The sequence below is a fragment of the Endozoicomonas euniceicola genome, from assembly GCF_025562755.1.
Classification (GTDB): Bacteria; Pseudomonadota; Gammaproteobacteria; order Pseudomonadales; family Endozoicomonadaceae; genus Endozoicomonas_A; species Endozoicomonas_A euniceicola.
In genome coordinates this window covers 6,399,680-6,416,299 of the sequence record NZ_CP103300.1, presented here as the reverse complement: position 1 = coordinate 6,416,299, position 16,620 = coordinate 6,399,680, and the positions used below count along the sequence as shown (strand labels likewise).

The following is a 16,620-nucleotide window of genomic DNA, read 5'->3' as shown; positions in this document are numbered from 1 at the left end:
ACATCTTACGCAGACGGATAAAGGATGAACGGTTTATCAAACTGGTTTGGAAGGAGGGTTCCTGCCCTTTTTTTATTTTACGAAGTGGCAGGAAATTAACGATGGAAACTGGGGTTCAGGCTATGCCAGCGGCTTTACAGCCTGCTTTTTATGAACTGAATGAAACCTTTGACCTGGATACGAATCAACTGATCCTTCTCGAAGGTTTTCAGGCGTGCGTGCATCCGGCAGTACCAGCTGTTCAGCCTTATCTATTTGACAGAGACCGGCTGCGGAAGTTGCTGGCGTTTCTCGATAACCCTGAAGGCGACGGCTTGTGCCTGACAGGGCCGACAGGTTGCGGCAAAACCAGTCTGGTGATGCAGGCGGCTTCAAGGTTGCACTGGCCTACACAGATGGTCCCTGTTCACGGAAGAATGGAACTGGATGATCTTCTGGGTCAGAAAGTTCTTGATAAGGGTGCAACGCCTTTTCAGTACGGAGCATTGAGCACTGCGGTTAAGGAAGGTCATATCCTCATCATGGATGAAATGGATGTGGCCGATCCCGCAGAGCTTACCGGATTGTACGATCTGCTGGATGGTGCGCCTCTCGTATTGGCGCAGAACGGCGGAGAAATCATTCCGGTGCATCCAAGATTTCGGTTTGTTGCCACGGGTAACAGTGCCGGGGCGGGTGATGGCAGTGGTTTGTATCAGGGTGTGCTGCGACAGTCACTGGCCTGGTTAGACCGCTTCCGTTGTATCGAAGTGGACTACCCCGATGAGTTCACTGAGATAATGATTCTGGACCAGGTGGTGCCAGACCTTTCAACCATCGTCAGGGAAAAGATGGTGAAGCTCGCTAACGAGGTTCGTCGTCTGTTCACTGGTAATACAAATGGAAGAGGGGAAGGTCACAGCTCAGTGTTACGTTGTCCACTCGTGGGCTGGTGCGCTGGGCAAGGCTGTCGCTCCGGTTTCAGGGTGCGCCGAGGGTGTTTGAATACGCCCCTTGCTCCGAATACGATTTCAACGGTGTTCTCTACCCGAACCCGAGAATTGTATTTTCCAGAGTTGCGCTTTCACTCGTTCCGGCATGACGGCATCTCCCGATTGTTTGAACAGAAAATGAGTATTCCGGAAGTGGCAATCAGAAGTGGTCATAAGACATGGGACAACCTACGACGTTACACCCATTTGATCCATAAAACTCCGCCTGACCTATGGAGTCGCTGCAAGGAAATGGAAGCTGAATTCTGGTCTGGCAATGAGCCGAAAGGGCGTCGGATGAAAGCGATGTTCAAAGGGGAATAAGCGATTCATTCCGATAGCTGTTCGGCTTGCGGCTGACAATCAGACAACTCAGGAGGTTGCAGTCGCTCATTTTCAAGTTCTTGTAGTTCCCGCTGTACCTGAGCCTGCTCCTCCCGTACTTTGTCTAATCGTTGTTGTAGCTCTTGAAGTTCTTGTTCTGATTCGGCTTCTAATTGCAAAAGTAGTAATAAGCGCTCCTGCTGTTCAGGTGTAAATTCCAACTCCTGAAGTATGCGCTGTTGCTCTTCTTTTGTAGACTGCAAGAGTCGCTGCAATAGTTCTTCAGGGGGAGTCGCACTTGCTTTTTCTCCGAGGCTGAAGACCGTGAGAATGATAGCGATTGCAAAGCTTTTCATGTTTGTTCACTTTAATAAAAGTACTTTTGTGTCAGGTATAGCTGGTGAGTTGTACTTTATCCACCTCCCTTGATTTTCTCCCGCCCTTACTGCCCACATAGATGTCACACAAATGCTTCCAGATCATCGGTTCAAGGTGGTCAAGACTGTCGATGACCACTGTCTTGTAAGCATGGTCAGTGCTGTACAGTGCGGCTATTGCATCCAGAACATCCTTATAGCTGCGTAACAATGGAAAGGCATCGACGCTTATCTTGCCCAGCCCGTCTTCAGTACACAGAAAAACAGGGTCAGGGCTGCAACTGGCAAAGGTGGTTTTACCCAACCCCGCTGACCCATACACCAGAACCCTGGGAGCTTTGATGCCGGTTGTCCGGCTGATGGAAGGGGCGGGCGTGATCCGACGGGAGCCCGTATTGAAGTCAGGGGCTTGAGAAAAGCCTGTATCGATGCCGGTGTCATGACCTCAAAAAACTGGGGGCGTACTTTTAATGCGCTGGTTGACCGGGGTTTTCTGGAGATACAGGAACCGTTTGTTTCGGTTTCAGACAAAGGGCAACAGGCTGTTACCGGGGCTTGAAAAAGCCTCAAACCCATAGGGGTTGAGGACGGTGATTTTTGGATTTCCTCAACTGACCTCAGAACCCCTTGTTTTTTAAGGGTGAAAGCAGAGTTGGGTGCCTTTAGCCGACTCCTCACCTCCCCCCTTCCTTTCTTAAGAAAGGGAGGGCGGGATGAGGGGAGGGAAGCACGAAGACAAAAAGGGCTTTGAAGAAAAGCAGTTTTAGAGAAGAGTTCAGAAAAAAAATTCAGGGAAGAAAATAATGAATGTGATTATTGGGATAGACCCCGGATTGACCGGAGCCATAGCAATTCTGAACAGCAGTGACCAATCCATTATCCGCCTGGAAGATATGCCGGTAATTCCCGACGGCAGAAAAAAGAAAGTCAGCGGTCATGGCCTGAAGCAAATCCTTGGCGTTCACTCCAGGCACGAAATCGATATGGTTTATCTGGAACAGGTAGGCGCAAGACCGGGGCAAGGGGTGGTGAGCATGTTCAGCTTTGGCAGATCGTTAGGGGCGGTTGAGGCTGCCGTCAGTGTGATGGGGCTGCCACTGACGTATGTATCACCACAAAAATGGAAACGGGCAGCAGGATTGTTACGGGCAGACAAGGACGCCAGCCGGGGCAGGGTGTTAGACCTGTATCCGTCAGCTGACGTGTTGAGGAAAAAGGACAATGGACGAGCTGACGCTGTGCTCATCGCACGCTACGGGAGCCAGAGCGCATGAAATTTCTATCCGCACGACAGGCGATACACGACGCTTATGCCACCAACCTGACCAGTAAAGGGTTTGAGATTAATCCGGTGAGTTTTCCTTCTTCAGGCAACACCCGTAAGCAGAGTAACGACAGCCGTATCTGTCATACGGTGGAGGCGGGAATTGTGATTGCCGCTGTGGAAGGTCTGGAAGAACCGTTCCGGTCATGGGCAAAGTGGGCGTATGGGCCAAGGACACAGGAGTTTTTGCCGGAACAGAACCGGTTTTTTCGGTGGTTGGATGAGGATGTTGCCCGGCGGTTGGGTGAGAGTGAGCGGCAGTATCGGGAGGTGACCAGACAGCGGATTCGGGATGTGGTGGCGTATACGGTGTTGGATTATCGGAGTTTTATTATCAGTGGGAGACACCTGTATCCGGTGAGTGAGATTATCAAACGGTGCAGGATTCAACGGCAGAATTGAAAAAGGGATTTTGAGGGGGGGTATGGAGAGTATTGGGGGGTGTGTGATGAAATGTTAGATAGAACAGTACTTATTGGAGTAACTGGAAAATTTACCATCCTTTGAAATATGTAGATTGTCGTTTATAGATTAACAATTAGGCTTATGGCAATATATCTGAGCAGACAGCAAAAAACTGATTATATCAACGGAAATAATAACAATGCACAAAGGTATTTTGACTGTTTTTTCAGCAGTGAGTCTGCTGCTAGTAGGTTGTTCTACAAGCCCGTCAAAAGACGCTATCCATTTTGCCAAAAAACAAGCTGATACTGATATTTATGGAGAGCTGCGCTATGAAAATGGGTCGTATGTGCTGTCACCATTCTTTTATCATGCTAAGTATTACGAAGGCAGTTCGTTCAAGACTGAAAAAGACGTGTGGAAATTCAAAATTCCAAGCCTTGAGCCTGCATTCAATACGAGCAGATTCAAATGTAAAAAAACAGTAGGCATAAATGGCTGCGAATCTTGGGAAAAAAGAGAAACTCATTTTCAACACGTTAACTTTACGAAAAGTGCTTATGGAAATACCCCAGAGCAAAATAGAAAAATTTTACAAGAAGAGGCACAAAAGGAACCTATTACGACTAAAGATGTTGTTACTGGAGCAGTTGCAGCTCCCTTTGGAGCAGCCGCTTTAGCTGTAGTTGGATATAGTGCTCTGTTTGTTGGTGCAGTGACGGCACCAATTATGGTTGCAGAGGCTGTTGTTGATCCTGATCAAGGGTTTGAACGAAATAATTGGGTGGAATTTGAGCACCAAAAGTTCCATGAAGTGGTGAATAGCCTTGTCGTGAATGAATTTGAATCAGTTGATAATTATGCTAGGAAGGCAAAAGGTGTTTCTGGAACTTATGCGAATCTCTATAATTCAATTAACCAAAAAAATACTTCTGTAGAACAAAAGGGTAAGGAGAGAATAAAAGAGATATCTATTTATAATTCAATGAGTGAATTTGTCCCCAAGTTTAAATTTTCACCAGCCAAAGCATCCGGTAAAATAGCTATTTCAGAAAATTTTGAACGATTTGAAGAAGAAGAGATTGATCGCATAGAATCTCATTATAGAAAGGTTCTGAAAGATCAAAATGCTTTTTATAATAAAGCCAAATCAGATGCTGTAGCAAAATATAGCAAGAAACAAAAAAGTGATTTTAATCTTTCGGTGACTTCATATCAGATTGGCAAGTTTATCGAAAAGTACGAATCTCTTGATCAACTGAGTTTAATACCAAAAGCAAAAGTTAAATTAAAAAAAGCTTTGGCTGATGAAGAAAAAAGACGAGTGATTGCTGCTGAAAAAGAACGACTGAAAAGGCAAAAAGAGCAGGAGCAACTAGCTAGATGGAGAGCAAGTGTGAAGTCTGGCGATGATACTTTCTGTGGTCCTATTATTGAAGTGAACCAATCAATGATCAAAATAGCTGTAAGAGCTCAGCTGCAAGGCTATGGCAATGAAGCTTGGCTTAAACGGTCGGAACTGTACCCTTCATCTAAAGGCTGCCTGAATCAGAATGGAAGGTTGTACCCCAAAGGCTAAAATTCCTTTACGACTTGCCAACGATTACAAAATAAGCCATTATTTTTCACAATCATCAAAGCCTCACTCCTAACCGATGTGGGGCTTTTTTATTGCCCGAAATTGCCCTTATTCCTCACCATAGACCGCTTATGCAAGACATCTCCGACAGACTGGATCGGATTGATGTAAAGCTCGACAAGTTAAGTGAAGCCGTCTCCCAACTTGCCCGTATCGAAGAACGCATTGCTCATCAAACCGAAGGCATGAACCAGCTGGATTCGCACCTGAACGATATGGAAACCCGCATTCGTGCCCTGGAACTGCAAAGTAGCTCCCGGGGTATCATCATTGCTCATATTGAACGCTTCGGCTGGATTCTGGTCACTGCACTGGTGGGCGTTGGGGCTTATTTACTGAAGGAGTAAGTGATGAAGCCAAGGACGGCGACGAATTTTATTGTGATTCACTGTTCAGCGACCCGGGAAGATCAGGACTGTACTGTCGAAGATATAAGGCACTGGCATGTGGTCGAACGACACTGGAGCGATATTGGCTACCACTGGGTGATTGAACGCAGTGGCCTGGTGCAGCCGGGTCGCTCGCAGGACGCCATCGGCGCACATGTCAGAGGCCACAATCATGACAGCATAGGCATTTGTCTGGTGGGTGGGTTAAGTCAGGAAAACCTGCCGGAAGACAATTTCACCCAGGAACAGATGCTCAGTCTGGAAATGCTGGTGGAGTCCCTGCAACTGCGGTATCCGTCTGCAAAGGTGGTGGGGCATTCGTTTTTCAATCCCTATAAAGCCTGCCCGGTTTTCAGTGTGGAAGACTGGCTGGAGGAACTGTCATGAGCTGGGCAACGGCGATTCCACTGTTAGGTACGCTGATTGACCGGGTGCTTCCCGACAAAGCCAAACAGGATAAGGCGAAACAGGAGCTGGCCAGCATGATTGTCAGCGGTGAACTGAATGAGCTTGCAGAACGTGCCGGAGTCATCAAAGCAGAAGCACAAGGCGAGAGCTGGTTGCAGCGGTCATGGCGTCCCATTGTCATGCTGGTGTTTACCGGGTTGATTGTCGCCCGCTGGCTGGGCTGGTCAGCACCGGATTTGTCGGAAGCGGTGGAGCTGAAACTGTTTTCTATTGTTCAGCTGGGTATCGGTGGTTACATCGCCAGTCGGGGGATTGAAAAGGTGGTGGACAAGGTCAGGAGATAAAGAGGATGGCAGCGAAAAAATACAAGCTGGTGGACAAGAAAGTCAGCGACCTGATCCCCTATGTGAACAACTCCCGGGTTCACGACGATGAACAGGTGATCCAGATTTGTTCTTCCATCAGGGAGTTCGGGTTCACCAATCCAGTGTTGATTGATGAAGATAACGGCATTATTGCCGGTCATGGCCGTTTAATGGCGGCGAAAAAGCTGGAGCTGAAAACCGTTCCCTGCATCGTTCTGGCGGGGTTGTCAGACGCTCAAAAGAAAGCCTATGTGATTGCGGATAATGCCATTGCCCTTAATTCCAGCTGGGATATGGACAAGCTGTCGCTGGAAGTCGAAGCCTTCCAGGCTGAGGACTTTGATCTGGAGGTGTTGGGATTCAGGGATGATTTTCTGGTATCCCTTTACGACGAACCGCCACAACCGGATGAGCAGGAAAAGCCGGAAGAACAGTACTCTGAAATCTTCAATATTATCGTGGAGTGCGACAGCGAAGACCATCAGCAGGCTATCTACGACGAACTGACCGGGAAGGGATACAAATGCCGAGTGCAAAGTTTGTAGTGGAGTCCAGGATAAAGCCTTCTTTCAGAACCGAGAAGGTGAAGGGGATGTTTGATATCAACTTCGATTCGGTAAAGAAAGAATTTGATGTTGATATTCCCATTGAGGACAAACCGTGGAATATAGGCCTGATTGTCGGTGCCAGCGGTTCTGGCAAGACGACCATCGCCAAACAGGTGTTCAGCGACTATGAACTGTTTACCGGGTTTGACTGGTCAGATCGTGCCGTGGTGGATGATTTCAGTGAAGGGTTGAGCGCAAAGCACATCACCGAATCATTGAGCAAAGTGGGTTTCTCTTCACCGCCGGACTGGTTGAAGCCTTTTGCGGTGTTGTCCAATGGCCAGAAAATGCGAGCGGAACTGGCGAGGTTGATTCTGGAGTCCGACAAGCCGGTTATCTACGATGAGTTTACCAGTGTCGTTGATCGCAATGTTGCCAGGATCGGCAGTGCCGCTATCCAGAAATACATTCGCAAAGAGAATAAGCAGTTTATCGCTGTCAGCTGTCACTACGATATTATTGAGTGGTTACAGCCGGACTGGGTGTATGACTGCAACAGTCACACCTTCAAACGGAGGCGTCTTCGACGACCCGAAATCATTGTCGATGTTCGCAAAGCGCAGCAATCCGAATGGGAAATATTCAGGCCGTTTCACTATCTGAGCAGTGTCCATAACCGTTCGGCCCATAAATACATTGCCGAGATTAATGGCGAGCCGGTTGGCTGGTGCAGCATCCTGCATTTTCCTCATCCCAGTAACCCCAAACTGAAACGGCTGCACCGAACCGTAGTGTTGCCGGATTATCAGGGGCTGGGTTTGGGCTTTCAGTTGCGCTGTTACATTTGTGAGCTGTACAGCAAGCAGGGGTTCAAGATCAGCACCGTCACCACCTCACCGCCGCTGATCCATGCCATGAATAAATCACCGAAATGGAAAATGACCCGTAAGCCCGGACGGGTCTCGAAACCGGCGACGTCTATTCTCTCCAAGCACTCTTACGAGCGTTTGACAGCCTCGTTTTAATATGTAGGCGAGAAAAACGAAGGTTCCTGAGACCTTCTGTGCTTTGCGGGTGCGAATGGGCGCAGAGTTGGGTTAGTGACAGAGCTGAAAACGAGGTATACACGGGTATACAGGAATGCCTCGTTCCCTCTCCTTAAAGCATTCTTATGAGTAACAGCTCAAATATCGTCCTCGAACATATCAAGTACATTTTCAGTCATTTCATCGTTAGGTTTTTGTTTTTTTCTATTTTGATGGAACGCCATTTGCTGTGGTGGTGACATTCTGAGCATTTTTTTAGAGGTTGTGCATGTACCTGCCTGGTAACCCAACGTAAAAGCTTTCTTGGTACGCTTTCTATCTTCAGCTCGAGTCCTCATTACGAGTTCTTCATCTGTTTTTTTGGCTCTGGTCATAGCTTACTCCACACTAATGTAATGCCATTATTTTTTTCTGTCATAGCCTATGAAAAGTAGTACCTTCAGTATGCTCTGTAAACATTCAGAGAGGATTAATAATCACAAGCCAGCATAATGGTCAGTATCCGGACGGTTTTGCTTAAATCCGTCGTATCCTCCGAGCCGTGTTCCATATCCGGGGCGTAGTAATCAAACCTGGCGATGATCCATTCCTCTTCAAATTTGAAGCGGAAGAAATCATGCTCTCCGTAGGGATCGTTTTCCTCATTGAAGTGGTTAAATTCAGCAATCGCTTTCAGCAAACCGACTTTGTCCTCAATGGTGTGCTGCAGGTGGGCAGTCATCATGATTTCGTACCGACACTGGATCAGGGCAAGGCTGTTTTTTACTTCCAAACTGATCAGCGACTGTCGTACGGCATCATTCAACGTGGCTATTTCGTACATAAGTACATCCCATTCATTTTGTGTTTATCAGGGTTCGAGTGAGCTATATAGGGGGCTGGCGTCAGACTTGCGAGAAATAATCAGCAAACATTGAACAGACGTTCAGGATGACAGCCCATGGCATTACTCTCTCAAGCGGAATTTGCCAGACAGCAGGGTTTTACCCGTGGCTATGTCACCAAGCTGATCAAGAAACGGATTGTTAAGCTGAAGAACGGTAAGGTGGATTCTGAACAGGCGATTCAGTCCATGAAAGCTCATGCTGATCCGGTGACTTTGATCCGGCCTGACAAATCCCAACCATCGACGCCAGAACAGAATGGGACAGTTGATTTCGTCACTGCCCGAACCATGCGGGAAGCGTTTCGGGCGAAGATGGCGAAGCTGGAGTATGAACAGAAAAACGGTCAGTTGACCGATGCCGCACAAGTCAGAAGTGATGCGTTTAATGCAGAGAAAATGGTCAGGGACGGGCTGCTTGCTCTTCCTGACCGGCTGGCGGATTTACTGGCGGCTGAGAGTGATCCGGCAACGGTTAGAACACTCCTGGTCAATGAGATTGAAGCGGTACTACACCAGCTGTCAGATCGTTAATTTGCTGTTTTTCCGGGGCAGGGAAGTTGCCCTTTCCACTGGATCAGGCAGCGAAGTTTTTCTTTGAGCGGCATATTGGCAAATACCTGATTAACGGTTTTGCAGCAAACCACCTTGTTATCCACCACATCTTTTCCGCCAAGGCTTTTCGGCATCACATGGTCAATGCTGGCCTCTTTGAGCTCAAGGGGTTGATCACAATAAAAACAGTGATTGCCCTGCAACCATAACAGGCGTTGAAGCTGTGATTTCGCCATTATAAAAGTCCCTGTAATTTTTATGCCCAGTCCTTATATTGCCGGTTTCCTCGCCGGTTTGAAACCCGATACCCGTCTGACGGTTTCCGAATGGGCGGATCAGAAGCGCATTCTTCCAGCCAAGGCCGCCAAAGAAGCCGGACACTGGCGTACCTCAAGAACGCCATATCTTAAAGAAATCATGGATGCACTGTCGCCTTCATCGCCCATTGAGAAAGTGGTGTTCATGAAAGGGGCTCAGGTAGGCGGTACCGAGTGCGGCAATAACTGGCTGGGTTATGTCATCGACCATGTGCCAGCTCCGATGATGTATGTCCTGCCAACCCTTGATCTGGCCAAGCGCACCTCAAAACAGCGCATTGCCCCCATGATCGAGGAAATCCCGGTACTGCGGGACAAGGTCAAAGACCCTCGCAGTCGGGACAGTGGCAATACTCTGTTGTCTAAAGAGTTCCCTGGCGGGGTGCTGATTTTTACGGGGGCTAACAGCGGAGCCGGTTTGCGTTCCATGCCTGCCCGTTTTCTGTTTATGGATGAAGTGGATGCTTACGGTGATGATGTAGACGGTGAGGGCAGTCCGATCAACCTGGCCATTAAACGAACTGCCACGTTTAGCGGCAATCGGAAAATATTCATGGTCAGTACACCGAACATAGCGGAGACCAGCAAGATTGAACCAGCTTATGAAGCCAGTGACCAGCGACAGTATCAGGTGAGCTGTCATGGTTGCGAGCTGTTTCAACCGATCATCTGGGCGCAGATCAAATTTGATGATAACAAGCCGGAGACTGCCCGTTTTGAATGCAGACAGTGCGGTCACAAACATTACGAGAAAGATAAACCCCGCCTGCTGACCGAGGGTAAATGGGTTGCCGGAACCGGTGATAAAAGCAACAAGGTGGCGGGTTTTCACCTGAGTTCGCTCTACAGCCCTAACGGCTGGTACAGCTGGCAAAATGCGGTTGAGGATTTTCTGGCAGCACAGAAAAAAACACTACAGATGAAAGACTGGACTAACACGGTACTGGGCGAAACCTGGCAGGACAAAGGTGAAACCGTCGAGCATGAATTGCTCTATCAACGTCGTGAATATTATCCGGCTGAAGTCCCATGGTGGGTCGAGGTGATCACCATTGGCTGTGATGTTCAGGATGACCGGATTGAGTTTGAGGTGACAGGCTGGCATCACTCTCAATGCAGCGCAGGTGTGCATTGACAGTGGCAGTCACTTCACTGATGAAGTCTACACCTTTTGCAGACAACAGGGTGCGGACTGGGCGATTCCGGTTAAAGGCAGCTCCATTGCCGGTAAAGCTATTGCAACCTTTCCCAAGACCAAGAATAAAAAAGGCGTTTACCTGACCCTTGTCGGCAGTGATACCGCCAAGGAACTGCTCTACCAGCGATTCCGCATTCTGGAACCGGGCAATGGTTATTGCCACTGGTCTGTCAGTGACTGTTTTGATGAAGACTATTTCCGGCAGATCACCGCTGAAGAAAAGATCAGGAAGTATAAAAACGGTGTGCCCTATTTCCAGTGGGACGCCAAAGGCCGCAGAATCGAGTATTCCTGCTTCAGTGAAATGGAACGCCGTCTTCAGGCCATTGAACGGGAAATCAGCAAACAGAAAAAACGACCCCGGCAGTACGGTCTGTATTCCATCAAGGGAGTCTGATGGATGAAGCTAATCCGTCAACTTATGCGCCAGCAGTTAATGGCGGTGGCGACGGGGATTGGCTTGCCCTTTGAGTTACTGACCGGCGATATGAAAGGCGTCAGTGATCGGGCATTACGCCTGATTATCAATGAGTTCAGACGACGCATTCAGCAAATCCAGCATAACCAGATTGTTTTTCAACTGTGCCGCCCGGTCTGGCAACGCTGGATGGATTTAGCGGTGGTCAGCGGTGCGCTCACGGTTCCCGATTATGCCTTCAACATCGAACCCTGATGAACAGATCATCAAAGCCCTGGTCGCCAAACTGGAAGAGAGTCGTTTTCCGGTATTGCCTGGCTATTCCATCGCTGACCTTCCGGACATTGAGCCCCCAGCCATTCTGATACAGCTGGACAGTATCCGGGAACTGGAACGGCAGGGTAAACGGGCAAAGTAACGGCTGGAATTAACGGTCAGCGGCGTTTACCTGACGCAGCCTGATACCACTCACCAGCTGATGACCATTGCCCGAACGATCCGGTCACTGCTCAATCACGCCAGCTTTGAAGGTGTCCGGAAAATCAGCTTCTCAGAGACTCAGTCCGATATTACTCCCAACAACGGGCAGCTCTCGTTTGGAGATATGCCTGTGAACCTTGAAAGAGCTGAAAAATTACCAGGGTGGCGGTGGCAACCGCAATGTACTCAGCCGGGTATCCAGTGTTACGGCGAGCATTGTCGCTAATGACTTTACCGCCTCGAATATCTCCCTTGCCCTGCGGGGCAGTGTCACCGCAGCGACCACAACCCCAATCACCGATGAACTATTGCCCAGTCATGGTGTTGAAAGTGAATTGATTCCTTTCAACCATCTGCCGGACTTGAAGCAAGCGGTCACCGTCAAAGACAGTACGGATACCGCACTGGTGGCGGGAGTGGGTTATGAGTTAGCAAAATCCGGTATCAAGGTGCTGGTGAACAGCAGTTTTGATAATAAAGGCGTAAAAGTCAGTTACACGCCCATTGCCTTTAATATGGTGCAGGCATTAGTGGAAAGTGGTCGTGAATTTGTGCTGTTTATGGAAGGGCTGAACGATGCCCGTGAAGGCTTGCCCTTCAATATCCGGGTGCATCGGGTGAAGTTCTCTCCAGCCCAGAACCTTGGCTTTATCTCGGATGATTTTGCCAGCCTCAGCTTGCAGATTGATGTGCTGGCAGACCCGAGTATTAGTGGGAACGGGTTGAGTCCGTTTATGCAGATCAATCTGGCGACATGAGTTATAGGTTCAGTGGGATGGCGTTGTGTTCCATGTATCTTTCGGTCGCTGAAGTAATGATTTGAATGGCAAGTTCCAGGTCGCAACTGCTAAAAATTTCGAGAACCCAGCAATCAAATTCGTAGTTTCCATAAACCAGGTTCGTAAATACATCCATAAATAGTTCGCCCTGTTCAGAGAGAATAATCATAAAAGCTTCTAAATAATGAAGCTGTTCCAGTGTCAGCATTACCACATCTCAACTGCTAAAAATTAAAGCACATTATGGGATCAGTTAAAGAATCCGCCTTACGGTTAGTACTCAAGCTTAGGGTAGACATTAAGCACAAGAAAACAGTATTCCCACCGGCAGAACTCACCTTGATCAGCCAAAATAAGCTTGAACTACATCATCAAGGCTAAACAAGATGAGTACTGCAAATACCAGATTAGTTGAAAAAAACTGCTGACCTGTTTCGATCAGTCAGAATTCCTCAAGATGGCTGAACAATTGGGCTTTACTATACGACAGTGGAATGTACGCCCTCTGGACTTTATTCTGTCACTCATTGCCGCCCTTGGTGGCGATGGGAACTCTGACACTCAGGCTGATCTACACCGTAAATTTAATGAGCTCACCGGCCTGAATGTGTCCTATCGCTCTTGGGCAAATCAGGCTAAAAAAGAGGCCCTGCCCGCTCTCATCCTATGGCTATGGCTGCAATGTCTGGAAATATTTTCCCGCAAGGTCATGGCGTTTGACGAGAGCAGTCCGTTTTCGGAATTTGAGCATATTCTTATTCAGGATGGCTCCTCACAGGCTGTCTATGATGCTTTGAACCTAAATTCAGCAGTTGAACGCCACTGAGCCATGCCATTAGGAATAGCTTCTCACGGTTCTGAGCAGCGTTTTTTTAAGTCATTAGCCCGATCGAATTAATGGTTGCATCGTAATAACCTGCCCTTTTTTCAAAAATTTTGAGACCGCTTTCGTTAAAATACGACACCATGCGTTAATTGGATTCAACTGCGGTGCGATACTTTTGATTGAATCAAAAAAATCACACAGTTCACTTTGTAATTTCGCAATTTTATACATCCATCGATGCTGGCTTGTCAGCTTTATTTTCTTTTGGTTGCCAGAGTGGGTCAGCTTGCCAATTGAACTCATTAATAAGGGACGGCTGGTAATTGATTCTTTATGGGAGTCCGGATTACTCAATCGAACGTATAGCGTCCACCAGTTGTAAACCAAGGCAACCATTCGGGCCAGCATTCGACATCTTGCCATATCTTTTGTTACATAACCGCCCCAGCCCCATTGGTTTTTGATTTCATCAAAGTTATTTTCACAGTCAGCCCTATTGCGATAATGATTAATGATCGAGACTATATCATTATCAAGAGATGTGACCAGAACCGAATACTCGTAAGCTTTTATATTTTCTGGCTCTTCTATTAATGCTAACGTTTGTTGACGTTCTTTTATTCCTTTTTCCAACATCGGTATTTCATTTTCAGGACGCCGTCTTCGAACAATAATTATGCGTCTTTCTTTTTTCCAACCTGACAGTTTAATTACGGATTCTTTTCCCTCCCAATGGTTGTCGTATTTTACCCATCCTCCGCTACAGTGCGCATTCCCTATGGCTTTCTTAACGTTGTCGTGCTTCTTCATTTTAAAAAGATAATGACAACCAGCATCTTCCAATTCGCTCATTACCCGGTCACTTCCCCAATCACAATCACCACGAACAAATTCAGGCCAGCAGCGTTTTGGAAGTCGATTTAATAGCTCCATTAAACCGGGTAAAGAGTATTTACTTTGACTTTGATTTCCGGGTCTGACTTCAACTTCCAGTATTAATTTAAGATTAGCCATCATATATGAGTGGTAAGTATGAGAGGGTCTCCCTTTCTTATGTGGGTTATAGCCATTAACCGCTCCTTCCTGATGCCCATAAATGGTTTTCACGGTAACATCAACATCCATAATCCATGGAATGGTTAATAACGGATCAAAACAGAGATGGAGGTGTTTTTGCATCCATTCAACGCCTTCATCTTCGTCAATCTTCTTTAAACCACGCCTGGCAGAATCATCGCTGACAATTTTTTTCATCCCGAGCAACTGAGCGTTTACTTTATCACCAATAATTGTTCCGATATGCGCATAGCGTTTATGTCCTGAAAGAATGGAAAGCATTAATGAGCCAATCACATCCACTTTTTGAGGGGCGTTTGGGCTTTTATAAGTTAGTGGGCAATCGTTAATCCAGGGTTCAAATCGGTGACCTGTTTTTAAAAACTGTATAAAAAAAGGAAGCTGTCCCATTGGGGTGACCGATGCTTCAGGCTCCCACTCGACATGAATTTTACCGTCGAAAGAATCGACTTCGAGTTTGACGGATAAGGGATCTTTTTCCATTTCAGACAACTCACCCTTTGGGGGAGTGGGTTTTGGTGGTCGAACCATCTTCGAGCCCTCAATATTGTTGAGGGTTAGAGTTTAGCTCAGGGGTTAACCGCTGAATTTAGGTTGAAGGAAGCGTTCCCCGGACGGTTTTCAACGGTCAGCCCGGCGGCAGTAGAGCTTCATACGGCACTGGATCTTCTCACCAATAATCTGGTGCGAGTACAGCTCACTGAAGATACCCGCTCAGAAAGGGACTGCCTGCCGCCATTGCCAACTAGAAGTGGGCTTTCATTGTAACGAACCTTGATCGTGCGGAGTTTAACCTGAGCGAAGTGCTGCAGGCCTATCGCCTCCGGTGGCAGATAGAGCTGATCTTCAAAGAGATCAAATCCTACTCAGGGTGGCATCGCTTTAATACAAAATCAGCCACACTGGTGTTCAGCCTGATCTTGATGCCCTTTGTGGAAGTGGCGTTGAAAAGGTACCTTGCCCATGCTGCACAGGCAAATCTCTACAGAAGTGGGGTTATCGAGGAAATTTCGACGCACAAGGTGATGAAAAGCGGAACCCACCTGTTTGGCAGTATGATTTCATCTTTGATGGAGTCAGGAAAGCGTTTGATGTCCTGTATCAGAAATCTCCTTTTATTCTGGGAGCAGAACGCTAAACGTGAACACCCTGCACGAGACGGATGCTCAGGGCGCACACGCCTGGGATTATGTAAGCTGGGCGGGGCTTAATGTCTACCCTAAGATGCTTTATTCATTAGCTAATGCTCTCAACAATACCATGACATTAACATTACCGGATTCAAGACAGTTTGAAGTGATGTTTGACCGTAGAAATAATACGCCAATTATGGCTCAACCTCTTTGGGCTAAAGCACACACTACTATCGATGACTTTTATTTGCTTACATTGCAGTTAATTACTGTGGGCTCGTAGTTTTTTGGCAGTTGCAGGGAAGTGGGAGATCTTTAATGCGTAGCTCTATGTTGTTTTCAGATCTGATGTATCGCCAGGTACTGTAGATCCCACATCTTCCAATCGTAAACGTTACCCTATCCTCTGACTCAAAAGTAACATTATGAACATAGCTTTCAAGCTCATGGTTAGTTCTATATATCCCCCAATTAATCCTCCCAAGTTGGGTTTGATACTTCCGCAGTAACCATGTTTCTTCATCTTTGTAAATAATGTACTCCTCTAGCAAAGCGTTAGGTAAAGCAGGGAGGCAGGTAAACAAGGGTATATAAAGAAGACACTTTAACCAGCGCAACATAGTTTTCATATAGACCTCCAAATAATATTCCGATGAACTATAGGAGCTGTCTGGATGGCCATCAGCAACGACGATGTAAAACTCTTCGAAAGCCAGCGCCTCAGCGACGAGGAAGACGGCGGTGGTCGGGCAACCGGCACCGAAGTCATCGACGGCAACATCAACAACCTGTTTCAGGACATCTCAAGGATATACCGCACCATTGGCGAGAAAGCCTACGTGGGCATCGCACCGATAATAACGATGCTTATCTTGGCAGCCACCTGATCCTGACCGAGCCTCCCAAAGATCAAAACGTCAGCGTTCTTCTGTTCAATACCGATGACCAGACCGACGAGCGCAGGAATGCCCGGAACCGTATCGAAGCGTATGTGGTGCCTGGCACCACTGCCAGCTTTGAGCTGCTGGGCAACCAAACGGAGGGACAGCGCAGTATTGCGGGTATCCAGCGGAAAGAAAGCAGACCGCCGGAGGTGGACGAGGTTTACCGGCTCTATGATCCCATCGAAAAAAGGAACAGTACGTTCGTCTGACCAAG

Annotated in this window: 26 protein-coding genes and 1 pseudogene; 20 read left to right on the top strand and 7 right to left on the bottom strand. The window is 47.5% G+C overall.

What is annotated here, in order from left to right; translation table 11 throughout:
* Positions 1 to 101: 101 nt before the first annotated feature.
* Complete coding sequence (locus NX720_RS27530) at positions 102 to 1,295, top strand: AAA family ATPase (RefSeq protein WP_262598573.1); 1,194 nt, start codon at positions 102 to 104, stop codon at positions 1,293 to 1,295.
* A 5-nt stretch (positions 1,296 to 1,300) separates the two neighbouring features.
* Here NX720_RS27530 and NX720_RS26335 read toward each other — a convergent pair whose 3' ends face one another.
* Positions 1,301 to 1,651, bottom strand: a complete 351-nt coding sequence (locus NX720_RS26335) for a hypothetical protein (RefSeq protein WP_262598572.1) — start codon at positions 1,649 to 1,651, stop codon at positions 1,301 to 1,303.
* Between the two features lie 31 nt (positions 1,652 to 1,682).
* A complete protein-coding gene (locus NX720_RS26330) occupies positions 1,683 to 1,997 on the bottom strand; it encodes an ATP-binding protein (RefSeq protein ID WP_262601674.1) in 315 nt (104 codons plus the stop codon).
* Positions 1,998 to 2,081: 84 nt separating this feature from the next.
* Here NX720_RS26330 and NX720_RS26325 point away from each other — a divergent pair, with 84 nt between their 5' ends.
* The 9 genes from NX720_RS26325 to NX720_RS26285 all read left to right on the top strand — a co-directional run bounded on the left by NX720_RS26325 (position 2,082) and on the right by NX720_RS26285 (position 7,775).
* On the top strand, positions 2,082 to 2,231 hold the full coding sequence (locus tag NX720_RS26325) for a hypothetical protein (RefSeq protein WP_262598571.1): 150 nt from the start codon (positions 2,082 to 2,084) through the stop codon (positions 2,229 to 2,231).
* A 244-nt stretch (positions 2,232 to 2,475) separates the two neighbouring features.
* Positions 2,476 to 2,946, top strand: coding sequence for a RuvC family protein (locus NX720_RS26320; RefSeq protein ID WP_262598570.1), 471 nt, complete (start codon positions 2,476 to 2,478; stop codon positions 2,944 to 2,946).
* A complete protein-coding gene (locus NX720_RS26315) occupies positions 2,943 to 3,398 on the top strand; it encodes a hypothetical protein (RefSeq protein ID WP_262598569.1) in 456 nt (151 codons plus the stop codon). The genes NX720_RS26320 and NX720_RS26315 overlap by 4 nt, the downstream gene beginning before the upstream one ends.
* Positions 3,399 to 3,600: 202 nt before the next feature.
* The gene (locus NX720_RS26310; RefSeq protein WP_262598568.1) at positions 3,601 to 4,980 is read left to right on the top strand and encodes a hypothetical protein; all 1,380 of its coding nucleotides are present in this window, start codon (positions 3,601 to 3,603) and stop codon (positions 4,978 to 4,980) included.
* A gap of 131 nt (positions 4,981 to 5,111) precedes the next feature.
* On the top strand, positions 5,112 to 5,387 hold the full coding sequence (locus tag NX720_RS26305) for a hypothetical protein (RefSeq protein ID WP_262598567.1): 276 nt from the start codon (positions 5,112 to 5,114) through the stop codon (positions 5,385 to 5,387).
* 3 nt (positions 5,388 to 5,390) lie between these two features.
* A complete protein-coding gene (locus NX720_RS26300; RefSeq protein WP_262598566.1) occupies positions 5,391 to 5,816 on the top strand; it encodes an N-acetylmuramoyl-L-alanine amidase in 426 nt (141 codons plus the stop codon).
* On the top strand, positions 5,813 to 6,181 hold the full coding sequence (locus NX720_RS26295; RefSeq protein ID WP_262598565.1) for a holin family protein: 369 nt from the start codon (positions 5,813 to 5,815) through the stop codon (positions 6,179 to 6,181). Before NX720_RS26300 ends, NX720_RS26295 begins: the two co-directional genes overlap by 4 nt.
* A 5-nt stretch (positions 6,182 to 6,186) precedes the next feature.
* Positions 6,187 to 6,747 (top strand): ParB/Srx family N-terminal domain-containing protein, encoded by a 561-nt coding sequence (locus NX720_RS26290; RefSeq protein WP_262598564.1) that lies wholly within the window; start codon positions 6,187 to 6,189, stop codon positions 6,745 to 6,747.
* Positions 6,726 to 7,775, top strand: a complete 1,050-nt coding sequence (locus NX720_RS26285; protein WP_262598563.1) for a GNAT family N-acetyltransferase — start codon at positions 6,726 to 6,728, stop codon at positions 7,773 to 7,775. The genes NX720_RS26290 and NX720_RS26285 overlap by 22 nt, the downstream gene beginning before the upstream one ends.
* A gap of 158 nt (positions 7,776 to 7,933) precedes the next feature.
* On the opposite strand, the gene NX720_RS26280 is transcribed toward NX720_RS26285, so the two are convergent.
* Complete coding sequence (locus NX720_RS26280; protein WP_262598562.1) at positions 7,934 to 8,170, bottom strand: hypothetical protein; 237 nt, start codon at positions 8,168 to 8,170, stop codon at positions 7,934 to 7,936.
* 95 nt (positions 8,171 to 8,265) lie between these two features.
* Positions 8,266 to 8,619, bottom strand: coding sequence for a DUF3768 domain-containing protein (locus NX720_RS26275; protein ID WP_262598561.1), 354 nt, complete (start codon positions 8,617 to 8,619; stop codon positions 8,266 to 8,268).
* Positions 8,620 to 8,736: 117 nt separating this feature from the next.
* Between NX720_RS26275 and NX720_RS26270 the strand changes: the two genes are divergently transcribed.
* Entirely contained in the window at positions 8,737 to 9,213 is a 477-nt protein-coding gene (locus NX720_RS26270) for a hypothetical protein (protein ID WP_262598560.1), read from the top strand.
* Here NX720_RS26270 and NX720_RS26265 read toward each other — a convergent pair.
* Positions 9,210 to 9,470: an HNH endonuclease gene (locus NX720_RS26265; RefSeq protein WP_262598509.1), complete on the bottom strand. Its 261-nt coding sequence runs from the start codon at positions 9,468 to 9,470 to the stop codon at positions 9,210 to 9,212. The genes NX720_RS26270 and NX720_RS26265 overlap by 4 nt on opposite strands.
* A gap of 22 nt (positions 9,471 to 9,492) precedes the next feature.
* On the opposite strand from NX720_RS26265, the pseudogene NX720_RS26260 reads away from it, so the two are divergent.
* The 4 genes and pseudogenes from NX720_RS26260 to NX720_RS26245 all read left to right on the top strand — a co-directional run bounded on the left by NX720_RS26260 (position 9,493) and on the right by NX720_RS26245 (position 12,405).
* Positions 9,493 to 11,146 (top strand): annotated as a pseudogene (locus NX720_RS26260) (phage terminase large subunit family protein).
* A gap of 3 nt (positions 11,147 to 11,149) precedes the next feature.
* Positions 11,150 to 11,422, top strand: a complete 273-nt coding sequence (locus NX720_RS26255; protein ID WP_262598559.1) for a phage portal protein — start codon at positions 11,150 to 11,152, stop codon at positions 11,420 to 11,422.
* Positions 11,400 to 11,585 (top strand): hypothetical protein, encoded by a 186-nt coding sequence (locus NX720_RS26250; protein ID WP_262598558.1) that lies wholly within the window; start codon positions 11,400 to 11,402, stop codon positions 11,583 to 11,585. The genes NX720_RS26255 and NX720_RS26250 overlap by 23 nt, the downstream gene beginning before the upstream one ends.
* A gap of 199 nt (positions 11,586 to 11,784) precedes the next feature.
* The gene (locus NX720_RS26245; protein ID WP_262598557.1) at positions 11,785 to 12,405 is read left to right on the top strand and encodes a phage tail tube protein; all 621 of its coding nucleotides are present in this window, start codon (positions 11,785 to 11,787) and stop codon (positions 12,403 to 12,405) included.
* A gap of 1 nt (position 12,406) precedes the next feature.
* Here the strand turns inward: NX720_RS26245 and NX720_RS26240 are convergent, their stop codons facing one another.
* A complete protein-coding gene (locus tag NX720_RS26240) occupies positions 12,407 to 12,634 on the bottom strand; it encodes a hypothetical protein (RefSeq protein ID WP_262598556.1) in 228 nt (75 codons plus the stop codon).
* A 249-nt stretch (positions 12,635 to 12,883) separates the two neighbouring features.
* On the opposite strand from NX720_RS26240, the gene NX720_RS26235 reads away from it, so the two are divergent.
* Positions 12,884 to 13,252: a hypothetical protein gene (locus NX720_RS26235; protein ID WP_262598555.1), complete on the top strand. Its 369-nt coding sequence runs from the start codon at positions 12,884 to 12,886 to the stop codon at positions 13,250 to 13,252.
* A 54-nt stretch (positions 13,253 to 13,306) separates the two neighbouring features.
* Here the strand turns inward: NX720_RS26235 and NX720_RS26230 are convergent, their stop codons facing one another.
* A complete protein-coding gene (locus NX720_RS26230; protein ID WP_262598554.1) occupies positions 13,307 to 14,860 on the bottom strand; it encodes a transposase in 1,554 nt (517 codons plus the stop codon).
* 63 nt (positions 14,861 to 14,923) lie between these two features.
* On the opposite strand from NX720_RS26230, the gene NX720_RS26225 reads away from it, so the two are divergent.
* The 4 genes from NX720_RS26225 to NX720_RS26215 all read left to right on the top strand — a co-directional run bounded on the left by NX720_RS26225 (position 14,924) and on the right by NX720_RS26215 (position 16,615).
* Positions 14,924 to 15,097 carry a hypothetical protein gene (locus tag NX720_RS26225; protein WP_262598553.1) on the top strand — a complete coding sequence of 58 codons (174 nt, stop codon included), beginning with the start codon at positions 14,924 to 14,926 and terminating at the stop codon, positions 15,095 to 15,097.
* A 35-nt stretch (positions 15,098 to 15,132) separates the two neighbouring features.
* Positions 15,133 to 15,540 (top strand): transposase, encoded by a 408-nt coding sequence (locus NX720_RS27425; protein ID WP_404831033.1) that lies wholly within the window; start codon positions 15,133 to 15,135, stop codon positions 15,538 to 15,540.
* Positions 15,470 to 15,745 carry a hypothetical protein gene (locus NX720_RS26220; protein WP_262598552.1) on the top strand — a complete coding sequence of 92 codons (276 nt, stop codon included), beginning with the start codon at positions 15,470 to 15,472 and terminating at the stop codon, positions 15,743 to 15,745. Before NX720_RS27425 ends, NX720_RS26220 begins: the two co-directional genes overlap by 71 nt.
* A gap of 369 nt (positions 15,746 to 16,114) precedes the next feature.
* On the top strand, positions 16,115 to 16,615 hold the full coding sequence (locus tag NX720_RS26215; protein WP_262598551.1) for a hypothetical protein: 501 nt from the start codon (positions 16,115 to 16,117) through the stop codon (positions 16,613 to 16,615).
* Positions 16,616 to 16,620 lie beyond the last annotated feature (5 nt).